The sequence below is a fragment of the Cellulosimicrobium sp. So1_17 genome, assembly GCF_055181235.1.
This window is the reverse complement of sequence record NZ_CM143702.1, coordinates 4,067,609-4,092,296: the sequence shown is the minus strand read 5'-3', so window position 1 is coordinate 4,092,296 and position 24,688 is coordinate 4,067,609. Positions and strand designations below refer to the sequence as shown.

General features: G+C 71.3%; 26 protein-coding genes, 1 riboswitch and 1 other annotated feature. Of the genes, 15 read left to right on the top strand and 11 right to left on the bottom strand.

Features of this window, described 5'->3' with window-relative positions; translation table 11 throughout:
* Positions 1–11 precede the first annotated feature (11 nt).
* The 10 genes from ACZCLJ_RS18120 to ACZCLJ_RS18075 all read left to right on the top strand — a co-directional run bounded on the left by ACZCLJ_RS18120 (position 12) and on the right by ACZCLJ_RS18075 (position 9,540).
* Complete coding sequence (locus ACZCLJ_RS18120) at positions 12–197, top strand: hypothetical protein (RefSeq protein ID WP_463104772.1); 186 nt, start codon at positions 12–14, stop codon at positions 195–197.
* Positions 166–621, top strand: a complete 456-nt coding sequence (locus ACZCLJ_RS18115) for a TadE family protein (RefSeq protein ID WP_463104771.1) — start codon at positions 166–168, stop codon at positions 619–621. Before ACZCLJ_RS18120 ends, ACZCLJ_RS18115 begins: the two co-directional genes overlap by 32 nt.
* A complete protein-coding gene (locus ACZCLJ_RS18110) occupies positions 618–1,064 on the top strand; it encodes a TadE/TadG family type IV pilus assembly protein (RefSeq protein ID WP_463104770.1) in 447 nt (148 codons plus the stop codon). The genes ACZCLJ_RS18115 and ACZCLJ_RS18110 overlap by 4 nt, the downstream gene beginning before the upstream one ends.
* Positions 1,061–1,504 (top strand): pilus assembly protein, encoded by a 444-nt coding sequence (locus ACZCLJ_RS18105; RefSeq protein WP_463104769.1) that lies wholly within the window; start codon positions 1,061–1,063, stop codon positions 1,502–1,504. Before ACZCLJ_RS18110 ends, ACZCLJ_RS18105 begins: the two co-directional genes overlap by 4 nt.
* Entirely contained in the window at positions 1,501–4,698 is a 3,198-nt protein-coding gene (locus tag ACZCLJ_RS18100) for a LysM peptidoglycan-binding domain-containing protein (RefSeq protein WP_463104768.1), read from the top strand. The genes ACZCLJ_RS18105 and ACZCLJ_RS18100 overlap by 4 nt, the downstream gene beginning before the upstream one ends.
* Positions 4,699–5,632: 934 nt before the next feature.
* Positions 5,633–6,646 carry a thioredoxin-disulfide reductase gene (gene trxB, locus ACZCLJ_RS18095; protein WP_463104767.1) on the top strand — a complete coding sequence of 338 codons (1,014 nt, stop codon included), beginning with the start codon at positions 5,633–5,635 and terminating at the stop codon, positions 6,644–6,646.
* On the top strand, positions 6,643–6,966 hold the full coding sequence (gene trxA, locus ACZCLJ_RS18090; RefSeq protein ID WP_463104766.1) for a thioredoxin: 324 nt from the start codon (positions 6,643–6,645) through the stop codon (positions 6,964–6,966). Before trxB ends, trxA begins: the two co-directional genes overlap by 4 nt.
* A complete protein-coding gene (gene arsB, locus ACZCLJ_RS18085) occupies positions 6,963–8,069 on the top strand; it encodes an ACR3 family arsenite efflux transporter (RefSeq protein WP_463104765.1) in 1,107 nt (368 codons plus the stop codon). The genes trxA and arsB overlap by 4 nt, the downstream gene beginning before the upstream one ends.
* Positions 8,066–9,076 (top strand): metalloregulator ArsR/SmtB family transcription factor, encoded by a 1,011-nt coding sequence (locus tag ACZCLJ_RS18080; protein WP_463104764.1) that lies wholly within the window; start codon positions 8,066–8,068, stop codon positions 9,074–9,076. Before arsB ends, ACZCLJ_RS18080 begins: the two co-directional genes overlap by 4 nt.
* A gap of 26 nt (positions 9,077–9,102) precedes the next feature.
* Positions 9,103–9,540: an arsenate reductase ArsC gene (locus ACZCLJ_RS18075; protein WP_463104763.1), complete on the top strand. Its 438-nt coding sequence runs from the start codon at positions 9,103–9,105 to the stop codon at positions 9,538–9,540.
* 62 nt (positions 9,541–9,602) lie between these two features.
* Here the strand turns inward: ACZCLJ_RS18075 and ACZCLJ_RS18070 are convergent, their stop codons facing one another.
* Positions 9,603–10,103: an N-acetyltransferase family protein gene (locus tag ACZCLJ_RS18070; RefSeq protein WP_463104762.1), complete on the bottom strand. Its 501-nt coding sequence runs from the start codon at positions 10,101–10,103 to the stop codon at positions 9,603–9,605.
* A complete protein-coding gene (locus ACZCLJ_RS18065) occupies positions 10,100–11,518 on the bottom strand; it encodes an FAD-dependent oxidoreductase (protein WP_463104761.1) in 1,419 nt (472 codons plus the stop codon). The genes ACZCLJ_RS18070 and ACZCLJ_RS18065 overlap by 4 nt, the downstream gene beginning before the upstream one ends.
* A gap of 83 nt (positions 11,519–11,601) precedes the next feature.
* On the opposite strand from ACZCLJ_RS18065, the gene ACZCLJ_RS18060 reads away from it, so the two are divergent.
* Positions 11,602–11,976: an ArsR/SmtB family transcription factor gene (locus ACZCLJ_RS18060; RefSeq protein WP_463104760.1), complete on the top strand. Its 375-nt coding sequence runs from the start codon at positions 11,602–11,604 to the stop codon at positions 11,974–11,976.
* Positions 11,977–12,009: 33 nt separating this feature from the next.
* Entirely contained in the window at positions 12,010–12,534 is a 525-nt protein-coding gene (locus ACZCLJ_RS18055; RefSeq protein ID WP_463104759.1) for a DUF2306 domain-containing protein, read from the top strand.
* 45 nt (positions 12,535–12,579) lie between these two features.
* Here ACZCLJ_RS18055 and ACZCLJ_RS18050 read toward each other — a convergent pair whose 3' ends face one another.
* Positions 12,580–13,191 carry a cadmium resistance transporter gene (locus ACZCLJ_RS18050; RefSeq protein WP_463104758.1) on the bottom strand — a complete coding sequence of 204 codons (612 nt, stop codon included), beginning with the start codon at positions 13,189–13,191 and terminating at the stop codon, positions 12,580–12,582.
* Positions 13,185–13,556 carry an ArsR/SmtB family transcription factor gene (locus ACZCLJ_RS18045; protein WP_024841850.1) on the bottom strand — a complete coding sequence of 124 codons (372 nt, stop codon included), beginning with the start codon at positions 13,554–13,556 and terminating at the stop codon, positions 13,185–13,187. Before ACZCLJ_RS18045 ends, ACZCLJ_RS18050 begins: the two co-directional genes overlap by 7 nt.
* A 354-nt stretch (positions 13,557–13,910) precedes the next feature.
* Here ACZCLJ_RS18045 and ACZCLJ_RS18040 point away from each other — a divergent pair, with 354 nt between their 5' ends.
* Positions 13,911–15,404: an MFS transporter gene (locus ACZCLJ_RS18040; protein WP_463104757.1), complete on the top strand. Its 1,494-nt coding sequence runs from the start codon at positions 13,911–13,913 to the stop codon at positions 15,402–15,404.
* A 177-nt stretch (positions 15,405–15,581) separates the two neighbouring features.
* Here ACZCLJ_RS18040 and ACZCLJ_RS18035 read toward each other — a convergent pair whose 3' ends face one another.
* Positions 15,582–17,345 carry an FAD-dependent oxidoreductase gene (locus ACZCLJ_RS18035; protein WP_463104756.1) on the bottom strand — a complete coding sequence of 588 codons (1,764 nt, stop codon included), beginning with the start codon at positions 17,343–17,345 and terminating at the stop codon, positions 15,582–15,584.
* A gap of 243 nt (positions 17,346–17,588) precedes the next feature.
* Here ACZCLJ_RS18035 and ACZCLJ_RS18030 point away from each other — a divergent pair, with 243 nt between their 5' ends.
* On the top strand, positions 17,589–17,849 hold the full coding sequence (locus tag ACZCLJ_RS18030; protein WP_463104755.1) for a metal-sensitive transcriptional regulator: 261 nt from the start codon (positions 17,589–17,591) through the stop codon (positions 17,847–17,849).
* A gap of 196 nt (positions 17,850–18,045) precedes the next feature.
* Positions 18,046–18,570, top strand: coding sequence for a DUF2306 domain-containing protein (locus ACZCLJ_RS18025; RefSeq protein ID WP_463104754.1), 525 nt, complete (start codon positions 18,046–18,048; stop codon positions 18,568–18,570).
* 15 nt (positions 18,571–18,585) lie between these two features.
* Here the strand turns inward: ACZCLJ_RS18025 and ACZCLJ_RS18020 are convergent, their stop codons facing one another.
* The 6 genes from ACZCLJ_RS18020 to ACZCLJ_RS17995 all read right to left on the bottom strand — a co-directional run bounded on the left by ACZCLJ_RS18020 (position 18,586) and on the right by ACZCLJ_RS17995 (position 24,436).
* On the bottom strand, positions 18,586–18,897 hold the full coding sequence (locus ACZCLJ_RS18020; RefSeq protein WP_463104753.1) for a DF family (seleno)protein: 312 nt from the start codon (positions 18,895–18,897) through the stop codon (positions 18,586–18,588).
* 62 nt (positions 18,898–18,959) lie between these two features.
* Positions 18,960–20,197, bottom strand: a protein-coding gene (locus ACZCLJ_RS18015) for an IS3 family transposase (RefSeq protein WP_463104054.1) whose coding sequence is annotated in 2 segments (ribosomal slippage) — positions 18,960–19,918 and positions 19,918–20,197 — 1,239 coding nt in all. Because the reading frame shifts where the segments join, the coding sequence is not laid out codon by codon here.
* Positions 19,806–19,919: a sequence feature (AL1L pseudoknot), on the bottom strand. It overlaps the preceding gene by 114 nt.
* Positions 20,198–20,303: 106 nt before the next feature.
* Positions 20,304–20,777, bottom strand: coding sequence for a hypothetical protein (locus ACZCLJ_RS18010; protein WP_463104752.1), 474 nt, complete (start codon positions 20,775–20,777; stop codon positions 20,304–20,306).
* A 32-nt stretch (positions 20,778–20,809) separates the two neighbouring features.
* Entirely contained in the window at positions 20,810–21,256 is a 447-nt protein-coding gene (locus ACZCLJ_RS18005; RefSeq protein ID WP_463104751.1) for a hypothetical protein, read from the bottom strand.
* Positions 21,253–23,520 (bottom strand): heavy metal translocating P-type ATPase, encoded by a 2,268-nt coding sequence (locus tag ACZCLJ_RS18000; protein ID WP_463104750.1) that lies wholly within the window; start codon positions 23,518–23,520, stop codon positions 21,253–21,255. Before ACZCLJ_RS18000 ends, ACZCLJ_RS18005 begins: the two co-directional genes overlap by 4 nt.
* Positions 23,521–23,632: 112 nt before the next feature.
* The gene (locus tag ACZCLJ_RS17995) at positions 23,633–24,436 is read right to left on the bottom strand and encodes a C40 family peptidase (protein WP_463104749.1); all 804 of its coding nucleotides are present in this window, start codon (positions 24,434–24,436) and stop codon (positions 23,633–23,635) included.
* A riboswitch (cyclic di-AMP (ydaO/yuaA leader) is annotated at positions 24,436–24,594 on the bottom strand. It overlaps the preceding gene by 1 nt.
* Positions 24,595–24,688: the final 94 nt, after the last annotated feature.

Sequence of the window (24,688 nt, the reverse complement as noted above, 5' to 3'; positions counted from 1 at the left end):
GGAACCGCACCATGTCCCACCTCATCACCGCCGTCGCCCTTCTCAGGGCCTGGCTGACCAGGCCCGACGACGACCGCGAGCGCGGCTCGGTGACCATGGACCACGTCCTGTGGGCTCTGGGGGTCATCGTGATCGCCGGGATCGTCGTCGCCGCGGTGACCTCGTATGTCACGAACCAAGCGGCACGCATCCAGTAGTCCTCGGCACGCCCGAGGCAGCGACCGACGTCACGATCGGCGCTGGCGCGACGACCGCGGCTCGACGTCGATCGAGATGGCGATCCTCCTGCCAGCGCTGCTGATCGCCATGTTCCTCGGCGTCCAGGCCGCGTTGTTCTACCACGCCCGCAACGTCGCCCAGGCGGCCGCTACCGAGGGCGCTCGCGCCGCGGCCGTGGAAAACGGGCGCGCGTCCGACGGGATCTCGGCCGCAGCCACGTTCGTCGCCGATGCCGGCGGAGATCGCGTCATCGTCGACCTCGACGTCGGCGGTGAGCGCACCGCCGAGCGGGTCGTCATCACCGTCCGCGGGGCCAGCCTGAGCGTGGTGCCCGGGTGGTCGCCGGGCTTCGAGGTGGAGGCCGTGGCGAGGACCGAGCGATTGACCGCGGAGACGACATGAGACGGCTCGCCGGGCTGCTCCGGTCCTCGGATGAGCGCGGTTCCGCGTCCGTGGAGGCCGCGATCGTTGTGCCCGCGTTCCTGCTGTTCCTCGGGCTCATCATCTTCGCCGGCCGGACCGCCCTGGCTCACCAGGGGCTCCAGGCGGCGGCGTACGACGCCGCCCGCGCGGCGTCGCTCGCCCGGTCGCCCGACGTCGCCCAGCGCGCCGCGCTCGACGCGGCCTCTCAGACGCTCGCCAACCGCGAGCTCCGCTGTGCGGACACCGGTGTCGTCGTCGACACCTCGGCGCTCAGCGCTCCGCTCGGCGAGTACGGCTCCGTGACCGTCGAGGTCACCTGCGTCGTCGACCTCGGCGACCTCGCGGTACCCGGCCTGCCCGGAACCCGAACGGTCAGAGCATCGATGTCCTCGCCCGTCGACGCGTTCCGGGAGCGCGGATGAATCACCGTCCACTTCACGGCCGCGCCGACGACCACGAGCGCGGGTCCATCAGCGCGTGGGCCGTGCTCGCATCCTTCACGATGATCGTGCTGGTCGGCCTCGTCGTCGACCTGGGCGGTCAACTTACCGTCCAGCAACATGCTCGCGCCGTCGCCGCGCAGGCCGCCCGTGCCGGCAGCGAACGACTCGACGCACCCCTGGCGATACAGGGTCGCGGCGCGTCGGTCGATGTTGGCGCCGCAAGGTCGGCGGCGAACGGATACCTCGAGGCTGCCGGTGTGGACGGAACCGTGACCGTACGCAACGGGTCCACGGTGACGGTGGCCGTCAGCGACACCTACGACACGATGTTCCTCGCTGCCATCGGCATCGACCGGCTCGACGTGACCGGCACCGCGAGCGCCCGTGTGATCCGCACCTTCGGAGGGAACGAACGATGACCATCCGTCGCCGACTCGCAGGGCTAGCAGCGACCCTAGGGATTCTCGCGTTCGTCGCCGGGCTCCCGATCCTTCTCGTGTGGGCGTACCGGCGTCTGTGGACGTTCACCTGGTCCGAGCTGTGGGTGCGTGCGCAGATGCCCGACGACGGCTCGCTCCTGATCGTCCTGGTGCAGGCGATCGCGTGGATCGCGTGGGCATACCTTGCCTGGGGGCTCGTGCTCGAAGCGGTCTACCGGGTGCGCGGGATGAGCGCGCCGCGCGTGCGCGGCCTCGGGCTCTCCCAGGGGGTGGCACGGCACCTCATCGACGTTGCGGCAACGCTCTTCGTCGTCGTGCCGGTGGCGACGCCGATCATCGCCGCACCTGCTCATGCGCTCACATCTGTTCGTACCGGCCCGGCACCTGTCGAGGCGTCGGAGACCAGCACGGCGCCGGTGGTCGCGGAGGCGACTCTGGCGCCCGCTCCTGCCGTCGTCGCGGAGCCGACTCCCCCACCGCCCGCCACGTTCGAGCACACCGTCAAGCGCAACGAGTCGTTGTGGAAGATCGCCGAGCGCTACTTGGGGCACGGCACCGCGTGGACGCAGATCCGCGACCTGAACCGCGACGCCATCGGGGACAACCCCTCCTACATCGAACCGGGTCTGGTGCTGCGGATCCCACAGGTCACCGAGCCCTCGCTCGCGGACGGGACGTACGTCGTCGAGCCCGGAGACACACTTTCGGGTATCGCAGCGGAGACGCTCGGCGACGCGGGCCGCTACGGCGAGATCTACGAAGCATCGACCGCGACAGTGCAGCCCGACGGCGGCCACCTGACCGACCCCGACCTCATCCGTCCCGGCTGGACTGTGACGATCCCTGGCGAGACGAGCACTGATCCGGCGACGGAGAAGACCACTGCCCCAGCCGTGGCCTCTTCTCCAGGCCCCGCCCCGGCGCCGAGCCACGGACGGGTGCCGCCGAAGTCGTTGAACGGCACACCAGCACCGGAACGCCGCCCACCGGCCGCGACGCCTCGTCACGTCGACGCTGGTGCTGAGGGAACGGATGCACCGGTGTCGGACGCTCACGGCGAGGCCGGCTCGGAGCCGGACGGCGTGTCGGAGACCGAAAGCCTTTTGGAGGACGGCGACACCTCGCCGTCGTGGCTCGTACCTGGCCTCACCGGCGCTGGCGGGATCCTCGCTGGCGCCCTGCTGCTCACGATCCGTGCCCGGCGGCGAACCGCCGCCCGACGACGCGAGACGGGGAAGATGCTCCCGCCGCTGCCGCCGGAGCTGCAACCGACAGCGAAGACCGCGGCCGCCGTCGGGCGCACGCCCTCCGAGGCCGTCGCATGCCTGACCGGCATGCTCAACGCACTGACCGCGACCCCTCCTGACCCGGAGCTCCATCCCAAGGTGGCCACGGTCGTCATCGCGGGCAGCGACGTCACGCTGACACTCGCGGAAGACGCCGGACTCCCCGCGCCCTGGTCTGGCACCGGCACGACCTGGACGGCGTCGCTCACACCGGCTGCTCCTACCGATGTCGACGCACCGTTCCCGCTGCTGGTGCCGGTCGGTGCCGATGTCGACGGGCGGATCCACCTCGTGAACTTGGAGCACCTCGGCACGCTGAGCCTGGGCGGCGACCACGAGCGCGTCACCGCATTCGCGCGCTTCCTCGCCTCGTCCGTCGCGCTCAACCCGTGGTCGGCGCGAGTCTGCGTCTACGCCCTCGGCGTCGCCGAGGAACTCGCCGACATCGACCACCTGCGACTGCGGTACTTCCCGCCAGAGGACCCCGCCGGGATAGATGAAGCGACCCAGGCGGTCACGACCGACGGCGTACTTACCACCTCGCCCGACAACTACTACCTCGTCCTGACCACCGAGTCGGGCGCTCCAGCGCAAGCCCTTGCCACGTCGATCAACTGCCACCCCGCACGGCCCGCCGTCGTCCTCATCGCCCTCGGCGGTGAGCTCCCGCACTCCGCGCACGGCGAAATCACCGAGTCCGGGCGGCTCCTCATTGCCGACCTCGGGATCGAGGTTGAAGCGCCGGGCCTGTCCCGGGAGGAGGCCGCCGCCTGCGCCCAGGTCGTCGCCGCGACGGACGCCGCGACGAGTGTCCCGATCCCCGTCGACGAAGACGCCCTCGAGGGTTGGGAGGCGCACGCGAACCTCGCCGGCGCGCTCCGTCCCGAGCTCGTCGCCGACCGCCCCCTCGACGTCGCGGCACCCGCCGACGACACGTCCCTCCTCCCCGGAGCCGCCGCGGACTACGCCGCCTCCGCCCCGGTCACCACCGACGACGTCGCCGTGCTCGCACCGCTCGTGCGCGAAGGAGTCCGGGCCGACGTCGAGCGGGACCTCGACGACCTCGACCGCGACCTCGCCGACTTCGGGAAGAACCCGCCGAGACGCCCCTGGATCCGCCTCCTCGGCCCCGTCGAGGCCAAAGGGTGCGGAGACCGCACCGCGGCGCCCTACCGCGACAGCACGCGGCTCGAGACGTTCGCCTACCTCGCACTCCACCCGAGGGGCGCCACGGCCGCAGAACTGAAGGACGCAGGCGTCGCAGGGAACAGCGTCGCCCAGCGGACAACGGAACTGCGAACCTGGCTCGGCAAGGACCCGGTGACCGGGCGCCAGTTCCTCCCGAACGCGCACCACTCCCCTGACCACGGCAAGGCCGGGCTCGTCTACCAGCTCGAGAACTGCCTCTGCGACGTCAACCTCTTCCGGGCGCTCCGTGTCCGCGGCGAGGCACGCGGCGGGAGCGAGGGAATCGCCGACCTCGTGGCAGCGCTCGAGCTGGTCGAGGGCGTCCCGTTCGCGCAGGCTCCCGGACACTTCACGTGGGTTTTCGAGGGCGAACGACTCGACCACATCATGACGATCGCTGTCTTGGAGGTCGCTTCGGTCGTGATCGCGCACGCGCTGACCTACGGCGACCTCCCCACGGCGCGCCTCGCGGCGGAGGCCGCGCACAAGGCGGCGCCCGACGATGACCAGGCGAAGCTTGACCTCGTTGCTGTCGCCGCAAGGGAGGGTCATGGCGACACCGCCGTGCTCCAGCTGCTCGACGCAATCGGCAAGGCATCGGAGGACTACCGAAGTCCGATCGATCCGTCCGCGCGGACAAGGGCGATCATGGCTCGACTGCGGTCCCCCGCGCGCGGGCCATCGCGGGCGGCGGGCTGACGTGACGAAGAGCGGCCTGCGCTGCGCGGTGTCGCCGGAGACAGTGCTTCGCCCACCCGGCAATTCGGACTCCCGCCCGCACGAGTCGACCGGTAGGCGCGCGCGTGCTCGAGTGGTGCGAGTTGCCGTTGCCCGTCCTGTCCGATGCGGCCGAGGCCAGCGAAGGGTCCTTCCGCCCTCGACGCCCGTTAGAGCGAAAGTTCACTGGGTGAGTCGACGCCGGAGGCCAAGGCGCGAGCCTTCGCGCGCGTCCTTCGCAAGCACGAGGTCGAGAACGTCAACGAGGCGGAGATCCGCAGGAAGTTCAGTCGCTGAGCCTTTTCGTCGCTCGCGGGACCCGGTCATGTGCCGATCCCGGGTGCTGTGCGTCGCCGAGAAGGCTGACGCTCGGGCCGCGCGCACGGTGGTGTCGTTCGCCGTCCATACTCTTGCGTTCGTGCCTACCAGCGTCTCGGACCGCTCCCGACAAAGGTGGTCACGTGTTCGTCGATTAGAGCAAGAAGCGGGACTACCTGCTCGTTGCCGCGGCGGAAACCCCCGCGAGCTCGCGCTCGCCCGCAAGAGGGTGCGGGGGCTCGAGAGCGAGCAGGGCGAAGACGAGCGCGACCGGCGGCTGCGGTACCGGGAGACGGGTCGTCGCGGGTGCCGGGACTCGCTGGCGTACGACCACGCGACCGCGGCCGCCGAGCCCCTGCTCGCCGGCGTCGTCCGGCTGTAGAAAGCGCGAAACCCGAGCGCCACAACCGTCCGGAAGGGTCTCGGGTTCACTTCTCGCCGCTACTGCGGTGAGCTGCCCCAATCTTAGGCACCCGCGCTGCGTACGCGCAACGAACCGCCGATCCCCACAAGGTGATCTTGGGTGGTCACCTGCCAGGAGTCCCTGCACCGGCTCACCTTCCTTGCGACCTACATCGATACGTGTCAACATAGACGTATGTCGATACAGAATGTCGTGATCGTGGGATCGGGTCCTGCGGGCTACACCGCGGCGATCTACGCGGCCCGCGCGGGCCTCGCGCCCGTGGTGCTGGCCGGATCGGTCACCGCCGGTGGGGCGCTGATGAACACGACGGACGTCGAGAACTTCCCGGGCTTCCCCGACGGGGTGATGGGTCCGGACCTCATGGAGTCGCTGCGCAAGCAGGCGGAGCGCTTCGGCGCCCGGGTCGAGTGGGACGACGCGACGTCGCTCGAGCTCGACGGCCCCGTGAAGACGGTCGTGACGGGGAACGGTGATACGTACCGCGCCCGCGCGGTGATCCTCGCGACGGGCTCCGCGTACCGCGAGCTGGGCATCGACGGCGAAAAGCGCCTGTCCGGGCGCGGGGTCTCCTGGTGCGCCACGTGCGACGGCTTCTTCTTCCGCGACCAGCACATCGCCGTCGTCGGTGGCGGTGACTCCGCGATGGAGGAGGCCACGTTCCTCACCCGGTTCGCGGAGAAGGTCACGATCGTGCACCGCCGCGACGAGCTGCGTGCGTCGAAGATCATGGCCGACCGCGCCCTGGCCGACCCCAAGATCGAGTTCGCCTGGAGCTCCGAGGTCATCGGCATCGCGGGCGAGAGCAAGGTCGAGGGCGTCCGCCTCCGCGACACCGTGACCGGTGCCGAGAGCGACCTGCCGGCGACGGGCCTCTTCGTCGCGATCGGGCACGAGCCCCGCAGCGAGCTCCTCGCCGGTCAGATCGACCTCGACGACGAGGGCTACGTCCAGGTCGTCGGTCGCACCACCGCGACCAACCTGCCCGGCGTCTTCGCGTGCGGCGACCTGGTCGACCACACCTACCGGCAGGCGATCACCGCCGCCGGCTCAGGGTGCTCCGCCGCGCTCGACGCCCAGCGCTACCTCACCGAGCTCGCCGACGCCGCGGGCCTGTCCGACCTCGCCGGCACGCCTGAGTCCCCGAACCCCGACGAGCTGCCGCTGGCGCTGGAGGAGATCCGATGAGCACCGTGACCGTCACCGACGACACCTTCGACCAGGTGGTCCTCGGCTCTGAGGCCCCCGTCCTGGTGGACGTCTGGGCCACGTGGTGCGGCCCGTGCCGCCAGGTCGCCCCGATCCTGGCCGAGCTCGCGCAGGAGTACGACGGCAGGCTGACGATCGCCAAGCTCGACGCCGACGCCAACCCGGAGACCGTGGCCGCGGCCGGGGTCGTGTCGATCCCGACGCTGAACTTCTACTCCGGCGGCAAGCTCGTGAAGTCCGTCGTCGGGGCGCGCCCGAAGCCGGCGCTGGTCGCCGAGATCGAGGAGATCCTCGCGTGAGCGACCCCACGACCACCACGCGCGGGCGCCTGTCCACGCTCGACCGGTGGCTGCCGCTGTGGATCGGGCTCGCGATGGTCGCCGGCCTGGTCCTGGGCCGGTTCGTCCCCGCGCTGTCCGAGGTGCTCACGGCGATGGAGGTCGGCGGGATCTCGGTCCCGATCGCGCTCGGCCTGCTCGTCATGATGTACCCGGTGCTGGCCAAGGTCCGCTACGACCGCGTCGGCGCCGTCACCGGCGACAAGCGGCTCCTGGTGTCCTCGCTGCTGCTGAACTGGCTCGTCGGGCCCGCGCTGATGTTCGCCCTCGCCTGGGTCTTCCTGCCGGACCTGCCCGAGTACCGCACCGGGCTGATCATCGTCGGCCTCGCCCGCTGCATCGCCATGGTCGTCATCTGGAACGACCTCGCGTGCGGTGACCGCGAGGCGGCCGCGGTGCTGGTCGCGATCAACTCCGTGTTCCAGGTCGTCGCGTTCTCCCTGCTCGGCTACTTCTACCTCACCGTGCTGCCCGGTTGGCTCGGCCTGGACACCCAAGGCCTGGACGTCTCGGTCGGGCAGATCACCCTCAACGTCCTGGTCTTCCTCGGCGTCCCGCTGGCCGCCGGGTTCGTCTCACGCCTGGTCGGCGAACGCGCCAAGGGCCGCACCTGGTACGAGGACCGGTTCCTGCCGAAGGTCGGGCCGTGGGCGCTGTACGGGCTGCTGTTCACGATCGTGCTGCTCTTCGCCCTGCAGGGCGAGGCCGTCACCTCGAACCCGCTCGACGTGGCCCGCATCGCGCTGCCGCTGCTGGTGTACTTCGCCGCCATGTGGGGCATCGGCATCTTCGTCGGCAAGGCGCTGACGCTCGGCTACGCCCGTTCCACGACGCTCGCGTTCACCGCGGCGGGCAACAACTTCGAGCTCGCGATCGCCGTCGCGATCGGCACGTTCGGCGCGACCTCGGGCCAGGCCCTGGCCGGTGTCGTCGGCCCGCTCATCGAGGTCCCCGTCCTCGTCGGCCTCGTCTACGTCTCCCTGTGGCTCGCACGCCGCTGGTTCGCCGTCGACCCCTACGCCACCCCGACTCCTGCACGTGAGCTGGAAGAGGTGAGGTCATGACCACCACCCCCCTGACCGCCCGCGACCCGGACTGCGCCCCGCGGATCGAGTCCCACGCGATCGGCACCGAGGTCGCCGGCGCCGTCGCGACCACGCTCAAGGCCCTCGCCGAACCGCTCCGACTGCGGATGCTGTCCTTCATCGCCACATCTCCCGCCGGGGAGGCGTGCGTGTGCGACCTCGCGGCTCTCACCGACGTGTCACAGCCCACGGTGTCGCACCACCTGAAGGTGCTGCGCGACGTCGGGGTGCTGACCTCCGAACGACGCGGCACCTGGGTCTGGTACCGCATCACCCCTGGCTACAAGGGCGCGGTCTCCACCCTGCTCGAGTCGTTCGCCCCGGCCGCCCTCGAGGCGCTGGTCGCCCCGCACGAGCTCACGGGTCTGGAGGACGTCGACGCCGCGCTCGACCGCCTGGCCGCCGACCTCGCCACCCGCCACCCGAACGTCGGCCCCGAGGTGGTGCTACGGACCGTGCGCGAGTCCTACACGGCCCTGGCCCGCTCGGCCACGGTCTCGGCGCACCTGCTGACCCTCACGGACCGGTTCGCCCGCCAACGCCTCGCGGACATGTCCCGCGAGGCTGACGCTCGACCGCAGGTGCTGTTCGTCTGCGTCGCGAACGCCGGGCGCTCCCAGCTCGCCGCGGCCCTGGTCCGCCGCTACGCCGGGGACCGCGTCGTGGTCCGCTCCGCGGGCTCGACCCCGGCCGCGGACGTGCACCCCGCGGTACGACCCGAGCTCGCGGCCCTCGGCACCGCGGACGGCGAGGCGTTCCCCAAGCCGTTGACCGACGACGCGGTCCGCGCCGCCGACGTGGTGATCACGATGGGCTGCGGCGACGTCTGCCCGGTCCTTCCCGGGAAACGGTACGAGGACTGGCTCGTCGGCGACCCTGCGCTGGCGTCCCCGGCCGGCGTCGCCGCGATCCGCGACGAGCTCGACACCCGCGTGCGCGCCCTGCTCACCGACCTGCTGCCCGACCTCGCCCTCACCGACCGGTGACCCACCCCGCCCACCAGGAGACCACCATGACCGAGACCACCACCGCGAAGCCGTCCGCCCTGTTCGTCTGCGTGCACAACGCCGGCCGCTCCCAGATGGCCGCCGGGTACTTGCGCGCCCTGTCCGGCGGTGCCGTCGAGGTCCGGTCGGCCGGTTCGGCGCCGGCCGACCAGATCAACCCCGTCGCGGTCGAGGCCATGCTCGAGGAGGGCATCGACATCCGCGCCGAGCAGCCCAAGATCCTCACCACCGACGCGGTCCAGGCGTCCGACGTCGTCGTCACCATGGGCTGCGGCGACGCGTGCCCGATCTTCCCCGGCAAGCGCTACGAGGACTGGGAGCTCGCCGACCCCGCCGGGCAGGGCATCGACTCCGTGCGCCCCATCCGCGACGAGATCCGCACCCGCGTCCTCACCCTGCTCGACGAGCTCGGCGTCGCGCCGGTCCAGGCCGCGACCGCCTGATCCCGCTCCACAACGACGACGTCGGCCGGGACCCCGCCGTGGGGTCCCGGCCGACGCGCGTGTCAGGCCAGCGTCTTCTGCAGCAGGCTCGTGCCGAGCCACCGGTCGAACTTGCGGCCCACGCGTTCGAGCCGTCCCGCGTCGGTGAACCCGGCCCGGCGGTGCAGCGCCAGCGACGCGTCGGTGTCGCCGTCGGCGACGACCGCGATCACCTCCCGCGCCCCGGCCTCCGCGGCGTCGGTGAGCACCTGGTCGAGCAGCCGGGTCCCGATCCCACGCCCGGTCGCGGCCGGGTCGAGGTAGATGGTGTCCTCGACCGTGTGCGCGTACGCCGGACGCGGGCGCCACGGCCCCACGTACGCGAACCCGGACACGGCGCCGTCGAGGTCGGCGACCAGGAACGGCCAGCCCGCACCCTGCAGGACCTCGAGCTTGTCCGCCCACACGCCTTCACCCGGCGGGGTGAGCTCGAACGTCGCGGTCGACGTCTCCACGTAGTGGTCGTCGATGCGCGCGACCCCCGCCATGTCGGCGGGGGTCGCGCTCCGCACGGTCAGGCTCACGCGTCCAGACCGTCGCCCGAACGCCCGTGCACGACGCCCGTGGCAAACCCCACCCCGACGGGCGCCCCGAGGCCGAGCGTGACGAGCTGCGGCTCGGCGGGCGCGGTGCCGCAGCACGACCCAACCGCGCTCTCGCCGTCGGCCTCCAGGGCAAGGTCGGACGAGCACACGCCCGTCGCGGGCAGGTTCAGCTCGACCGCGTCCGCCGCCGCGCGGTCCCCGGCCAACGCCGCGGCGATCGAGCGCACCTGCTCATAGCCGGTGGCGAGGAGGAACGTCGGCGCGCGACCGTAGGACTTCATCCCGACGAGGTAGAAGCCGTCGTCCGGGTGGGACAGCACCTGCTCCCCGTGCGGGGGAACGGTCCCGCACGAGTGCTGGTTCGGGTCGATCAACGGGGCCAACGCGGTCGGAGCCTCCACGACCGGATCGAGGTCCAGGCGCACCTCGCGCAGCATGTCCAGGTCCGGACGGAACCCGGTCGCGTTGACGATCTGGTGCACGTCCAGGTTCAGCGCCCCGTCGCGCGCGGTGCCGAGGACCTGCACGGTGTCCCCGCCCGGCACGAGGCGTTCGATCGAGACCCGGGTGAGCAGGGTCAGGCGCCCCGCCTCGACGGCGGCCCGCAGCCGCGTGCCGAGCAGCCCGCGCGCGGGGAGCTCGTCGTCGGTCCCACCGCCGAACAGGCGCCGCGCCGAGCCGCCACGGATCGCCCACGTGACCGTGGTGCCCGGCTCGGTCTCGGAGAGCTCGACCAGGCTCAGCAGCGTGTTCGCCGCGGAGTGCCCCATCCCGACGACGAGCGTGTCCCGCCCGGCGAACCGGTCGCGCTGCGACCCGAGGACGTCGGGCAGCGGTCCGGTGACATACCCGGCGGCCTCCGTCTCGCCCGCGGCCGGGAGCCCGGAGACACCCAGCGGGTTCGACGTCGAGAACGTGCCCGACGCGTCGATCACCGCGCGCGCCAGCACGTCCTCGACCCTTCCGTCCGGGCCGACCGTGCGCACCCGGTAGCCGGTCCGCTCGCGCCCGAGGGAACGCGTCTTGTCCGCGCCGTCGCGCGCCACCGCCAGCACGCGCGTCCCGGTGCGCAGCCGCGAGGCGATCGGCGGCGTCGCGGCCAGCGGCGCGAGGTAGCGCCCGACGAGCTCGCCACCGGTCGGCAGGGTGTCCGGGTCCGGCTCGACCCAGCCGGTCGGCTCCAGCAGACGACGCGCCGCGGCGTCGACGTCGTAGCGCCACGGCGAGAAGAGCCGCACGTGGCCCCAGGACGCGACCGCCGCACCCGGACCGCCACCTGCCTCGAGGACCAACGGCTCCAGGCCGCGCTCCAGCAGGTGCGCCGCCGCCGCCAGACCCACCGGACCCGCACCGATCACCACGACCGGCAGCTCGTCCCGCACAACCTCGCCCATCACGCCTCCTCGCATCGACAAACTTCGATCAACCTCAGGACGCCAACGTATCCATAAACGTCGATGCATGGCAAGATGGAGGGATGACGACCACCGCGCTCACCCTCGAGGCTCCGGACACCTCTACGACGGGCGGGTGCTGCGCGCCGCTCGTACGCGACGCCGCCGACCCCGAGACGGCGCGCGACCTGGCCCGCGTGTTCAAGGCGCTCGGCGACCCCACCCGGGTGCAGCTGCTGTCGATCGTCGCCGCGCACGACGGCGGCGAGGCGTGCGTGTGCGACCTCACTGAGCCCGTCGGTCTCGCCCAGCCCACCGTGAGCCACCACCTCAAGATCCTCGTCGACGCCGGCCTGCTCCACCGCGAGCAGCGCGGCCGCTGGGCCTACTACTCCCTGGTCCCTGGCGCACTCGGCCAGCTCGCGACCTCGCTCACCGAGACAGCCCCGAGCAGCTGACCGAGCAGAACCACTCGCCTCCTGGAGGCGGCCGTGATCGACATCCCAGGCCTACCGGAGCCGGACGCGGGCCCGATCTTCGACCTCGCGCTGCTGGTGCACATCGCTGCCGGGCTGACGGCGGTCCTCGCGGGGCTGGTGGCGATGGTCGCGCCCAAGGGTAGGCGGTGGCACGTCGGGGCAGGGCGAGTCTTCCTCGGCGGGATCGCCGCTCTCTTCGGGTCCATGGTCGTCATGGTGGTGATCCGCTGGCCCGCTACCGCCCATCTGGCCGTGCTCGGGGGAGTCGCGCTGGCCGCCGCGCTGCTCGGGTGGCGCAACCGGCGCCGCGGCGGCAGCGACCGTGCGCACATCGCGTGGATGGGCCTGGCCTACATCGCGATGCTGACGGCGTTCTACGTCGACAACGGACCGCACCTGCCGATCTGGGAACGGCTACCGGACTGGTCGTTCTGGTTCCTGCCCGCGGCGATCGGGACACCGCTCACGGTATGGGCGATGCAACGACACCGCCCGCCGCGCGCGACATCTACGCGCGGACCCGCACCGACACCGTAGGTCGGTCGAGCTCGGCAGCCCGATCGAGCAGGCGTGCACCTGCGCTCACAGCAGCGAAGCGACGTGGGCGAGGGTCCCGGACTCGATGAGGATGAAGATGCCGAGGCCGATGAAGACCACGGGCACGAGCCAGTGCTCGACCTTCTCGAGCGCCTCGGTGACCTTCTCGTTGGTGCCGATTGTGCGCGCGAGCAGGCACCACAGTGCGAGCAAGATGAGGAACACCGCGATGGTGAGCAGGGCGTCGGTGGTCGAGATGGTGCGGAACACCGGGGTGTAGATCGCGATGTTGTCCCCGCCGTTGGCGATCGTGATGCCCGCGACGCCGAGGAGGCCGACGGCCTTGAGGGCGGACTCCGCTTCGTCGTCGTCGTCCTTGCCGCGCAAGGTGCGCACTAGGGCGAGCACACCGATCGCGAGCGGGATCAGGCCGAGCAGGCCGACCCACTCGTCGGGAACGATCGTCAGGCCGAGTGCGGCCAGGAAGCTGACCGCGATCAGGGTGACCAGGCCCAGGTACTGCCCGGCCACGATCTGCCACCCGCGCAGCTGTGACGTCCCGCGCGCGGCGACTGCGAACAGAACTGTCAGGACCACGATGTCGTCGAGGTTGGTCGCGACGAACAACCCGACTGCGGCCGCGATGGTGCTCAGCACGCCGACACCTGCCCGTCCACGCCGTACGTCGGGCAGAGCGCGACCGCGCTGCCCGTCGCCGCGAGCAAGGTCTCCGCGGCAGCCAGCATGTCCAGCAGCTCCGGGCGGGCCAGCGAGTAGAACACCCGCCGACCCTCCATGCGCCCGGCCACCAGGCCGCAGTCCTTCAAGCACGCCACGTGCGAGGACACCGTGGACTGCGCGAGCCCCAGATCAGCCGTCAGTTCCGCGACGCGCGCCTCCCCGACCGCGAGCCGGCGCACAATCGCCAACCGCGCCGGGTCCCCCAACGACCGGAATAACGCGACAGCCGGCTCGACATCGGCCGTGGTCGCCGCACACACCTCAGGTTCTATGATCGACATAGAACGATAATAACCGGTATCTAACGATCATAGTGCTGGCAGCACGCCGTCTGGTGGTGAACCGCGAGCACGGTCGGCGTCTCCGCGCGCCCTACGGAGCAGCCGTGCGCAGAACGCACCGTTGCCGCACGTCGCACAACCCTCTTTCGGACGCCCGACAAACGGGGGGCGGAGACCGCCGTGGGTTCTGTGACGTCAGACGTCGTTGGACCTTCCCACCAACTTCCGTGCGCTCGGGTACCTCAGGGCGCCATGTGAGCCACGCCCCAGGCGCTCGGGCATACCCGCCCCGGGTATATGGTTGCGCAGACGTACTACCCCTATGGGGTATCTAGATCGCAGGAAGGTATTGCCGTGCCCTCGACCGAATCGCCGCCCAACCAGAACGAGCGAAGCGCCCGCCGCCTGATCTGGGCGCTGTTAGTTATCGCGACGGCACAGTTGATGATGGTGCTCGACGACACCGTCGCGAACGTCGCGTTGCCGAGCATCCAGGCCGACCTCGGGCTCACCGAGGCGGCCATGCCGTGGGTGATCAACGCCTACGTCCTGACCTTCGGCGGTCTGCTGCTGCTCGGAGGACGCGCTGGGGACCTGTACGGGCGGCGCCGAGTACTCCGCTTCGGCCTCGTCGTCTTCACCGTCGCCTCGCTCGTCGGCGGCCTCGCCCCGACGAGCGAGGCCCTGATCGCCGCGCGCGGCGTCCAGGGGGTGGGCGCGGCCCTGGTGGCGCCGAACGCGCTCGCGCTGGTCGCCACCACCTTCCCCGCCGGCAAGCCCCGCAACAAGGCCGTGGCCGTCTACGGCGCGATTTCCGCGCTCGGCATCATCGGAGGCGTCCTGCTCGGCGGGATCCTGACCAGCGCGCTGAGCTGGCGGTGGGTCCTGCTCATCAACCTTCCCATCGGCCTGGCCGTGCTTGCCGGCACCCGGATCCTGCGCGACGGCGAACGCAGCACCGGCCGTCTCGATACCCTGGGCGCCGTCACCGGCACAGCTGGCTTCGTCGCCCTGGCCTACGGCTTCACGCGCGCCGGCGAGCACGGCTGGACCGACGGCCTGACGCTGACGGCGTTCGCCGCTGCGGTCGTGCTCCTCGGGCTGTTCGTGCTGGTGCAGGCGCGCAGCGCGCACCCACTGCTGCCGCTGCGGCTCCTCGCGGACCGCAACCGCTCCGGCGCCTACGTCACCGTGCTGTTCATCGGCGGTGGCCTCATGGGCACGTTCTACCTCGCGACCCTGTTCATGCAGCAGGTCCTTCGGTACGGCCCGCTGCAAGCCGGGCTCGCCGCACTGCCCTTCGGTGTCGGCATCATCGTCGCGTCGGGGATTGCGTCGAAGCTCGTCGAGAAGCTGCCCCCGCGCCTGGTCACCGTCCCTGGCCTGCTCCTGGCCGCCGGAGGGATGCTCTGGCTCTCACGCCTCGACGCGGACGCCGGCTACTGGGGCGACCTCATGGTCCCGCTCTTCCTCACGTCCGCCGGACTCGGCCTCGCCTTCGTCCCGATGACCCTCACCGTCGTGCACGGCGTCGACGAGCGCGAGACCGGCATCGCCTCCGCCCTCATGAACACCGCCCAGCAGCTCGGCGCCGCCCTCGGCCTCGCCGTCCTCACCACCGTCTCGATCACCGCGGCCAGCACCCGGCTCCCCGACGCGGTCACCACTCTGAACGAGGCCGTGACCGCAGGCGACACGAGTCTGATCACCAGCGCCGAGCACGCGCTCAGCCACGGGTACGCCACCGGCTACCTCGCAGCCGCCGTCATCCTGCTCGTCGCCGCCGCGATCGCAGCGCTCCTCGTCAACACGCGCGGGCAGCAACCGGCCACGGCGATGCAACGCTAGACGCACCGCACAGGTCGAGCCCATCCAGCCCCGTAGAGCCCACCGGCTCTCGGATGTCGCGGCTCGTTCCGCGGAATCCGAGAATCGATGGACCGGCGTCGGTTCCCGACAGGGGACACGACGACGGCCCGTCGCGCGCGAATGGCATCTGGTACTCCACGCGACACCGGCTAGGACTCAGGCAACTGCGAGTGTTGGTTCGAGATTCACCTTCACGAAGGAGGCGGTTCCGTCGCGCCAGGTGAGGTAGCCGCCGTCGAGGTTGCGGACGTCGTAGCCCAGCTGGGCGAGCAGGCGCGCAGCGGTGTGGCCGCGCTGACCGACTTGGCAGTGCACGACGACCGGCGCCTCGGTGGGGATTTCCGCGGCGGCGCGGGCGCGCAGCTCGTCGAGGGGCACGTTGACGGCGGGTCGTCCGTCCGCGGTGCGCACGGTGCCGCGGGCGTGCTCATTTGGCGTCCGGACGTCGACGACGGTCGCGCCGTCGTCCTCGGCCAGCGCGTCGAGCTCGTGCCACTGGACGGTCCGAGTATGCCCGGCGCGGAGGTTGTCGGCGACGTACCCGAGCATGTTGACCGGGTCCTTCGCCGACCCGTAAGCCGGTGCGTAGGAGAGCTCGAGGTCCGCCAGGTCGGACGCGGTGATCCCGCCGGCGATCGCGGTGGCGATGACGTCGATGCGCTTGTCGACGCCGTCGCGCCCGACGCCTTGCGCGCCCAGGACGAGGTCGGTCTCCGGGTCGACGAGGAGCTTGAGCGCCATCTGCTCGGCGCCTGGGTAGTAGCCGGCGTGCTGGGTGGGGTGGGTATGGATCGCGCGGTACGGGCGCCCCTCGGCTCGCAGACGCTTCTCGTTGCGGCCCACCGCGGCGGCGGTCAGGCCGAAGACACCGACGACTGCCGTGCCGACGGACGGGCGCAGTGGCCGAGGGCGTCCCAGGATGACATCTGCGACGTGTCGGCCGTGCCGGTTGGCGAGGTTGGCGAGCGGGACGAGCGTGGTCGCGGCGCCATCGGCGCGGGCGGTGCCCGGGGCGGCGAGCGCGTCGCGCTTGGTCGCGGCGTCCCCTACGGCGAAGACGTCCGGCACTGTGGTGCGCAGGTCGTCGTCGACGAGGATCCCGCCGCGCGGCCCGGTCCGCGCGCCCGCGCGGACAGCGAGCTCGACGTCCGCGCGCACCCCGATGGCGGCGACCACGACGTCGGCGGCCACGGTGCCGACGGCGTCGCCTGTGACGTCGGTCAGGTCGACCGTGCGGGCGCCGACCGCGGCCACCTGGGTGGACGTGCGCACGTCGACCCGGTTCGCCTCGAGTTCGTGCTGCACGCGCACGGCCATCTCGGGGTCGAGGGGGGCCAGGACCTGGTCGGCGAGCTCGACGAGCGTGACGGCAAGGCCGCGGCGGACGAGGTTCTCGGCGACCTCCACGCCGACGAACCCGGCGCCTATCACCACGGCGGTGCGGGCAGGAGCACCGTCCTCGCCCCCGTGCTCGATCGCCCCGACGAGCCGGTCGACGTCCGCGACGTCCCGCAGCACGAGGGCGCGATCGACCCCCGGCACCTCAGGGACGATGGGGCGGGCGCCGGGGCTCAGCACGAGCCGGTCGTAGGACTCGAGGTACTCCTGTCCCGTCGACAGGTCGCGCACCGTCACGGTGTGCCCCTCGGCGTCCACGTCCGTCACGCGGCTGCGCACGCGGACGTCGAGGCGGAAGCGCGCGGCCAGCGACGCGGGCGTCTGCAGGAGGAGCGCGTCCCGCTCCTCGATGACCCCGCCCGCGTGGTACGGCAGGCCGCAGTTCGCGAACGAGACGTGCTCGCCTGCCTCGAGAACGACGATCTCGGCGGCCTCGGACAGGCGGCGCATCCGCGTGGCCGCGGACATGCCCGCGGCCACTCCACCGACGACGACGATCTTCAGCGACTTCTTCTCCGACATGACTCCAGGATACCCCCTGGGGTATTGTGGGGAACGACCGACCGAGGAGGACCACGATGTGCCAGGCAGCGACCTGCAGGCAGTGCGGCAAGACGACGTGGAGCGGCTGCGGCCAGCACGTCGACCAGGTGATGCGGGACGTGCCGCGCGGCGAGCGCTGCGAGGGGCACCCGGAGCGGCCGGGCACCTCTTTTCTCGCCCGGCTGTTCGGGCGCTGACGGCAGCCCGACGGGAGGAACCGATATGCAGCTCGACAAGGACGAGATGAAGAAGGTCTCGAACCGCCTGAAGCGCGCCCAGGGTCAGCTGGCCGCCGTCGTGCGTATGGTCGACGAGGGCGGCGACTGCGCCGACGTCGTCACGCAGCTCGCGGCCGTCTCGAAAGCCCTCGATCGGGCTGGATTCGCGATCATCGCGTCGGGCCTCAAGCAGTGCCTCACGGACGAGGAGAACGGCCCCGATGACGTCCAGCGGCTGGAGAAGCTCTTCCTCTCGCTCACCTGACGAAGGGGTTCCGCACCAAGGGTGCGACGCGGGGGCGGGGCTGGTGCCGCCCGACCGATTTACCACTCAGTCGCAGGAGGCCGCGTACGGCATCGCGCTCTTCGGTGGAGCGGGGTCGGGCAACCGTGCGGGAAGTGACCAGAGGGTTGTGGATGGTGGGACGCTGGGACGGGGCGCTTGGACGTCGGAGGCGACCGTGATCGATATCCCGGGCTTGCCCGAGCCGGATGCGGGTCCGGTGTTCGACCTCGCATTGCTGGTGCACATCGCTGCCGGGCTGACAGCGGTCCTCGCGGGGCTGGTGGCGATGGTCGCGCCCAAGGGTGGGCCGTGGCATGTCGGGGCAGGGCGAGTCTTCCTCGGCGGGATCGCTGCCCTCTTCGGGTCGATGGTCGTCATGGTGGCGATCCGCTGGCCCGCTACCGTCCATCTGGCCGTGCTCGGGGGCATCGCGCTGGCCGCCGCGGCCCTCGGGTGGCGCAACCGGCGCCGTGGCCAGAGCGACGCCGCGCACATCGCGTGGATGGGCCTGGCGTACATCGCGATGCTGACCGCGTTCTACGTCGACAACGGACCACACCTGCCGGTGTGGGAACGGCTGCCCGCCTGGTCGTTCTGGTTCCTGCCCGCAGCGATCGGGACACCGCTCACAGTGCGGGCGATGCGACGACACCGCCCGCCGCGCGCGACACCTACGCGCGGACCCGCACCGACACCGTAGGTCGGTCGAGCTCGGTCAGCGCGCGGCCCGGGCCGCGACAGCGGCGGCCAGCGCCTCATCGTCGGGAACACCGCGCAGCCCTGCGCTCGTGGGGTACACGCGGCACGCCACACCAGGACGAGCCTCGGGCACGGGAAACAGGTCCTGCCCGTCGATGTGGAACGAGGGCGACCCGTGGAATCCGTACCTCTGGGCCTGGTCGTCGTCGGTGATGACTACGGTGGCGATCGGCACGTCGATGCCGGCCCGGTCCAGGGCCCGGCGCAGCGCGTCCCGGGCGGGTGCCTCGTTCGGGCACGCGTCGACGACCTGAAGCTCAACCTTCATCGGTCCATCCTCTCTCGCTCTGCAAGTGGTGCTGTGGTGTTCGTGGCTGAACCGCCCCGGGTTCAGTGGAGGCTCGGTTCTCTGGTTTCCAGCGTCGTTGACGCAGGGTTCTGACGGTAGTGGTTGGTCTCGTGCTCGGCGGGTGGGATGTCGCCGAGCTCGGTGTGTAGGCGGCGGTTGTTGAACCAGTCGACCCATTCCAGGGTCGCGATCTCGACGTCGTCCAGGGTTCGCCAGGGCCCGCGCCGGCGGATGATTTCGGTCTTGAACAGCCCGATCGTGGACTCTGCGAGGGCGTTGTCGTAGGCGTCGGCGACGGTCCCGATCGAGGCGCGGATGCCCAGCGCGGCGAGGCGTTCGGTCAGGGCTAGCGAGACGTACTGGGACCCGGCGTCGCTGTGATGGATGAGCCCGGTCAGGTCGGTGACGCCGGTCCGCCCGCGCGTCCAGGCGGCCATCTCGAGGGTGTCGGTGACCAGGCCGGCGCGCATGTTCGTGTCGGCTTTCCAGCCCACGATCATCCGGGAGAACACGTCGATGACGAACGCGACGTAGGCGAACCCGGACCAGGTGCGCACGTAGGTGAAGTCCGCGACCCACAGCTGGTTCGGGGCGTGGGCGGTGAATGCCCGGTTCACCAGGTCCCCGGCGCGGGTGCCGTCCTTGCTCGGGGTCGTGGTGCGCTTTGCCCGGCCGCGGACCACGCCGCGCAGGTCGGCGGACCGCATCAGCCGCTCGACGGTGCAGCGTGCGACCGGGTGCCCGATACGGTGCAGGTGCCGCCACATCTTCCGCGCGCCGTAGACGCCGTAGTTCGCGGCGTGCTCGACCCGGATCACCTCGGTCAGCTGCACGTCGCTGACGGCACGGGCCGAGGGCGGGCGGGCCTTAGCGGCGTAGTACGTGCTCGGGGCGACCTGCAGCTGGCGGCAGATCGGCTCGACCCCGAACTCGGTGCGGTGGGCGTCGATGAACTCCACTACCTGGGCGACGGGCGGTCGAGCTCCGCCGCGAAGAAAGCCGACGCGCTGCGCAAGATCGCGTTCGCGCGCCGCAGCTCGCGGTTCTCACGCTCCAGGTCAGCCAGCCTCTGCGCGTCGCTCGTGGTGGTCCCGGGGCGGTCTCCAGCATCGGTCTCGGCCTGGTTGACCCATCCGCGCAGCGTCTCGGGGTTGATCCCGAGCTGCTCGCCGATCCGTCGGCACGCCGCCGGACGAGTCACCGGGTCCTTCTTCGCGTCCAGCACGAGCCGGACCGCGCGCTCACGCAGCTCGTCCGGGTACTTCCTCGGTGCAGCCATGACCCTCATCCTCCGTGGGTTGAGAGCCTCTATGGAAGTCGGGGCGGTTCATGGCCGTCCATCGCTCACCTCGCCCGCGAGGCGTCGCGCGTCGCGATGGACGCTGTCAGGTGATTGAGTGCCAGGTTCCGTCGGGAGCCTCGAACTCGTACGCAGTCGCACCGTGGAAGTCGTCGGTCACGCGAACGTCGAGGATCCAGCCGCTGTCGTCTGCGGTCAGGGTGCGCCACGGTTCACCCGATTGCCGGGTTCGGGCGGTGGTGATGCCTGCGGCTCGGATTGCCGCGAAGTGCAGTCGTGGTCCCTGCCCGTACTGCGGGGCGGCGCTTCCGACGTGAATCGTGTGCTCGGCCGCCAGGTCCAGCAGCGTGCTCGAGTAGTCCGCGCGTGCTCCCGCCGTCGTGCACATGTAGAGCAAGCCCCATGCGCCGTTGGGGTCGGCCCGCACGAGCACGACTGAGGCGCTGTTGCGGACGTGGTGGGCGATGGTGCGCTCGTCCGCTGGGGCGCCGTCGACGACCGCCCGGGCATGGTTCCGAGCGCTCTCGAGGTCGATCTCCTCCCACACCGGGTCCGCCATCCCAGCAGCCTTCCATCGGGCGGGCGGGCCCACTACACACCGGCGTTGACGTCTGCCGACCCCGGGGCGCGGTCGGGCGGCAGCTGCTGCTGGAGGTGCAGCACGAGGGGACGCAGGGGTTCGGGCAGTGGAGCGATCCCAGGGCCTCCCGCGCTCAGCCAGTTCCGCAGCTCGGTGGTGAGGTCGTCGCCCGCGAGGCGCTCGAACCAGACCGGGCGTTGCCTCGCCCGCACCTCAGGTGTGGGTCGCACGACGAGGATGTCTCCACGTTCACACGCGTCGAGGCAGTCCACGAGTGTCAGGCGCGCGTGACCGCTTGCCGCGATCTCGCGGACCCGCACGAGCTGGCCGCCGGGGCGGGGATCGTCTTTCCCCAGGGTCTCGCCGGCGCACAGGCGGCAGGCGGTCAGGCCGGGGACGGCGCGCCACGCGCCGCCGGTGGGCGGCTGCGCGCCGGCGCCCGATGGGTGAGTGGTCATGCGTGAGCGTCCTGGTGTTCGGCATCGACGGCAGGCTGGCGAAGGATGGCCCGGGTGCTCGTCTCGGGGCGCAGGTCCAGACGTCGCAGGAGCTGGGCGTTGAGCGCGACGACGACGGTCGATGCGGACATGAGCAGTGCACCGACAGACATCGGCATGACGAAGCCGATGGGCGCGAGCACTCCGGCGGCGAGCGGGACGGAGATCAGGTTGTATCCCGCTGCCCACCACAGGTTCTGCTTCATCTTGCGGTAGCTTGCCCGCGACAGCTCGATCACCGAGAGCACGGATCGGGGATCGTCGCTGGCGAGGATGACTCCGGCCGAGGCGATCGCGACGTCGGTGCCGGCGCCGATCGCGATGCCGACGTCCGCCTGGGCCAGCGCGGGGGCGTCGTTCACGCCGTCTCCGACCATCGCGACCTTGCGGCCTTCGCGCTGCAGCTGCTGGACCTTGGCTGACTTGTCTTCGGGCCGTACGCCGGCGAAGTACCGCTCGATGCCGAGCTCGTTGGCGACGGATGCAGCCACGGCCTCGGCGTCGCCGGTGATCATCACGACCTGCACGCCACGCTGGTTCAGCGCGGCGACCGCCTCGCGGGACTCGGTGCGGATCTCGTCGGCCAGGCGCAGAGCTCCTGCGACCTGCCCGTCGATGAGGACGTGCAAGATGATCGCACCCGACTCGCGCCACCGATCGGCGATCGCCAGCTCCTGGACGGACCGCTCGTGCAGGAGGTTGGGCCCTCCGACCTCCACGCTGCGGCCCGAGACGGTCGCGCGTACGCCGACCGCCGGGGACGACTGGAATTCCTGAGCGGATGCCACGGGCAGGCCCTTGTCGCGGGCGGCGCGGACGATGGCGCGGGCGAGCGGGTGCTCGGAGTCGGACTCCGCGGCTGCCGCCAGCGCGAGGACGGTGTCCTCGTCGTGGTCGCCGGTCGCCTCGACGCCGGTCACCGTGGGCTCGCCCTTGGTCAGGGTGCCGGTCTTGTCGAACAGCACCGCGTCGACGGTGCGCATGCTCTCCAGCGCGAGCCGGTCCTTGATCAGGACGCCGCCGCGCGCCGCGCGCTCGGTCGCGATGGAGACCACGAGGGGGATCGCCAGGCCCAGGGCGTGAGGGCAGGCGATGACGAGGACGGTCACCGTGCGGATCACGGCGTCGTCCGGCAGCCCGAGGACGGTCCATGCCGCAGCGGTGAGCACCGCGGCGCCCAGGGCGAACCAGAACAGCCACCCAGCCGCGGTGTCCGCCAGACGCTGGGCGCGCGAGCTGGAGTTCTGCGCCTCGGTGACCAGGCGCTGGATACCGGCCAGTGCCGTGTCCTGCCCGACCGCGGTGACCTGCACCCGCAGACCCGAGTCGGTCGCGACGGTGCCGGCCACGACCAGGTCACCGTTGCTGCGGCGCACGGTGCGCGACTCACCGGTGATCATCGACTCGTCCATGCTCGCGGCGCCGTCCACGACCTTGCCGTCGGCCGGGACCCGGCCACCGGGGCGGACCACGACCACGTCTCCCACGCGCAGGTCGCCAGGCGCCACGGTGACGACGTCATCGCCCTCGACCCGCTCAGCTTCGTCCGGCAGCAACGCGGCCAGGGAGTCCAGGGCAGAGGTCGTCTGCGCCAGGGACCGCATCTCGATCCAGTGGCCGAGCAGCATGATCACGATCAGCAGCGCGAGCTCCCACCAGAAGTCGAGCTGGTGGTCGAGCAGGCCCAGGCTCGCGCCCCACGAGGCGACGAACGCGACGGTGATCGCCAGGCCGATGAGCAGCATCATCCCGGGCTTGCGCGAGCGGATCTCCGAGACCGCGCCCGTCAGGAACGGGCGCCCGCCCCACGCGTACATCACCGTGCCGAGCACCGGCGAGACCAGAGCAAGACCTGGCACGTCGGGCAGCTCGTAACCGATGATCATCGCGAACATTCTCGACGTCGCAACCACCGGGACCGCCAGGACGAGCATGATCCAGAACAGCCGGCGGAACTGCCCGACGTGATCACCATGCCCACCGTGGCCCTCGTGGCCCTCGTGGCCGGCGGGCTCAGGGTGCCCGCCGTGGCTGCCGTGCTGCGCATGCTCGTGGCCCTGGCTGTGCCGATCGGCGTGTCCAGGGTGCACCTCGCCGTGGTGGCCCGGGTCGGGCGCACCACCCGAGGGGGCCCGGTCGTCGCCGTCGGCGTCGACGGAGGCTGGTGCGGGGTGGTGATGATGGGCCGTGCTCGGTCCGTGCTCGTCGTGACCGTGAGGCTTCATGATCGACCTTCCTCTCCTGACAGTGCGACCGGGTACGCCAAGAACACTATACCCCCTAGGGGTATTCCCGCGTGGGGAAGGGCCCCACCTGGCTGGTGGGGCCCTTCACGCGTCAGCCGACGCGGATGTACGTCGGGTTGGACTGCCAGATCTGCCCGTACCGGACGGTCTTGCCAGGCGAGGGCGCCTCGATCTGCATGTTGTCCCCGGCGTAGATGCCGATGTGGCCCGGGCTCCAGATCAGGTCACCGGGTTGTGCCTGGTCGCGGGAGATGACGGTGCCGGCATACCGCTGCTCGGAGGACGTGCGCGGCAGGTTGATGCCGACCTGGGCGTACACGAAGGACGTGAACCCGGAGCAGTCGAACCCTGCCGGTGTGGTGCCGCCCCACTGGTAGGGCACGCCGAGGTACTGCATCGCGACGCTGACCACGCTCGAGCCCGCCGCGGACGGCGGAGCTTCGACCGGGGCCTGGGCCACAGCGGTGCCCGCCTGCTCCTGCGGGGCGGGAGCGCGCTCCTGGCTGCGGGACGAGCGCTCCTGGCGTTCCGGCTCCGGCTCGGGCTCCGGTTCCGGCTCGGGTTCGGGGGCGGGGGTGACCGCGACCGGTGCCTGTTCGATCACGAACGCGGCGTCGGCTGAGACGGTGACCGCTGGGGCGGCGCTGAGCGCCTGACGGGCCGGCTCGGTCAGCGCGCTCAGGTCGACGCTGGAGACGGCCTTGGGGCGGTCGGTGCTCGGTGCGGCGCTGGCCGGTGCCGCGAACACCGACACGAGCAGGCCAGATCCGGCCGCGAGCAGGGCGCCCTTGCGGGCGGTGCTGACTGCTCCTTCCTGGGCTGCGCGGGCTATCGGGGTCAGGGGTGTGATGGGTCGGTGGGACGCGCGGTGGCGTCCCGGCTTTCGTGCGGTCATGGTGTTCTCCTTCGCGCCTGCGGGGTGAGCTGTCGGGTTCGGATCGGAGAGTGACCCGGCCTCACCGCTGGGTGCGGTGCGGCTTCACCCCGAGGGCACCGTGGTGCCCGGTTGAGTGGTTCCCCCGTCCCTGTCATGGGTGTTGGTGGTGTGCTCCAAGAGGTGACAGGGTTCGGCGCTCTCTTGGATCCCTCGCGGATGTCCCGCGAGGAGCATGGGGTGGTTCGCCGCGCGCGACCGTGCGGGCACGGT

Bases quoted from the DNA above. Each gene is read 5' to 3' on its own strand.
- ACZCLJ_RS18075 (WP_463104763.1), top strand. From the start codon at position 9,103: ATGACCGAGACCACCACCGCGAAGCCGTCCGCCCTGTTCGTCTGCGTG.
- ACZCLJ_RS18030 (WP_463104755.1), top strand. From the start codon at position 17,589: ATGCAGCTCGACAAGGACGAGATGAAGAAGGTCTCGAACCGCCTGAAG.
- ACZCLJ_RS18120 (WP_463104772.1), top strand. From the start codon at position 12: ATGTCCCACCTCATCACCGCCGTCGCCCTTCTCAGGGCCTGGCTGACC.
- ACZCLJ_RS18065 (WP_463104761.1), bottom strand. From the start codon at position 11,518: ATGGGCGAGGTTGTGCGGGACGAGCTGCCGGTCGTGGTGATCGGTGCG.
- trxB (WP_463104767.1), top strand. From the start codon at position 5,633: ATGTCGATACAGAATGTCGTGATCGTGGGATCGGGTCCTGCGGGCTAC.
- ACZCLJ_RS18105 (WP_463104769.1), top strand. From the start codon at position 1,061: ATGAATCACCGTCCACTTCACGGCCGCGCCGACGACCACGAGCGCGGG.
- ACZCLJ_RS18060 (WP_463104760.1), top strand. From the start codon at position 11,602: ATGACGACCACCGCGCTCACCCTCGAGGCTCCGGACACCTCTACGACG.
- trxA (WP_463104766.1), top strand. From the start codon at position 6,643: ATGAGCACCGTGACCGTCACCGACGACACCTTCGACCAGGTGGTCCTC.
- ACZCLJ_RS18005 (WP_463104751.1), bottom strand. From the start codon at position 21,256: ATGACCACTCACCCATCGGGCGCCGGCGCGCAGCCGCCCACCGGCGGC.
- ACZCLJ_RS17995 (WP_463104749.1), bottom strand. From the start codon at position 24,436: ATGACCGCACGAAAGCCGGGACGCCACCGCGCGTCCCACCGACCCATC.
- ACZCLJ_RS18045 (WP_024841850.1), bottom strand. From the start codon at position 13,556: ATGTCGATCATAGAACCTGAGGTGTGTGCGGCGACCACGGCCGATGTC.
- ACZCLJ_RS18110 (WP_463104770.1), top strand. From the start codon at position 618: ATGAGACGGCTCGCCGGGCTGCTCCGGTCCTCGGATGAGCGCGGTTCC.
- ACZCLJ_RS18100 (WP_463104768.1), top strand. From the start codon at position 1,501: ATGACCATCCGTCGCCGACTCGCAGGGCTAGCAGCGACCCTAGGGATT.
- ACZCLJ_RS18115 (WP_463104771.1), top strand. From the start codon at position 166: ATGTCACGAACCAAGCGGCACGCATCCAGTAGTCCTCGGCACGCCCGA.
- ACZCLJ_RS18020 (WP_463104753.1), bottom strand. From the start codon at position 18,897: ATGAAGGTTGAGCTTCAGGTCGTCGACGCGTGCCCGAACGAGGCACCC.
- ACZCLJ_RS18035 (WP_463104756.1), bottom strand. From the start codon at position 17,345: ATGTCGGAGAAGAAGTCGCTGAAGATCGTCGTCGTCGGTGGAGTGGCC.
- ACZCLJ_RS18000 (WP_463104750.1), bottom strand. From the start codon at position 23,520: ATGAAGCCTCACGGTCACGACGAGCACGGACCGAGCACGGCCCATCAT.
- ACZCLJ_RS18080 (WP_463104764.1), top strand. From the start codon at position 8,066: ATGACCACCACCCCCCTGACCGCCCGCGACCCGGACTGCGCCCCGCGG.
- ACZCLJ_RS18010 (WP_463104752.1), bottom strand. From the start codon at position 20,777: ATGGCGGACCCGGTGTGGGAGGAGATCGACCTCGAGAGCGCTCGGAAC.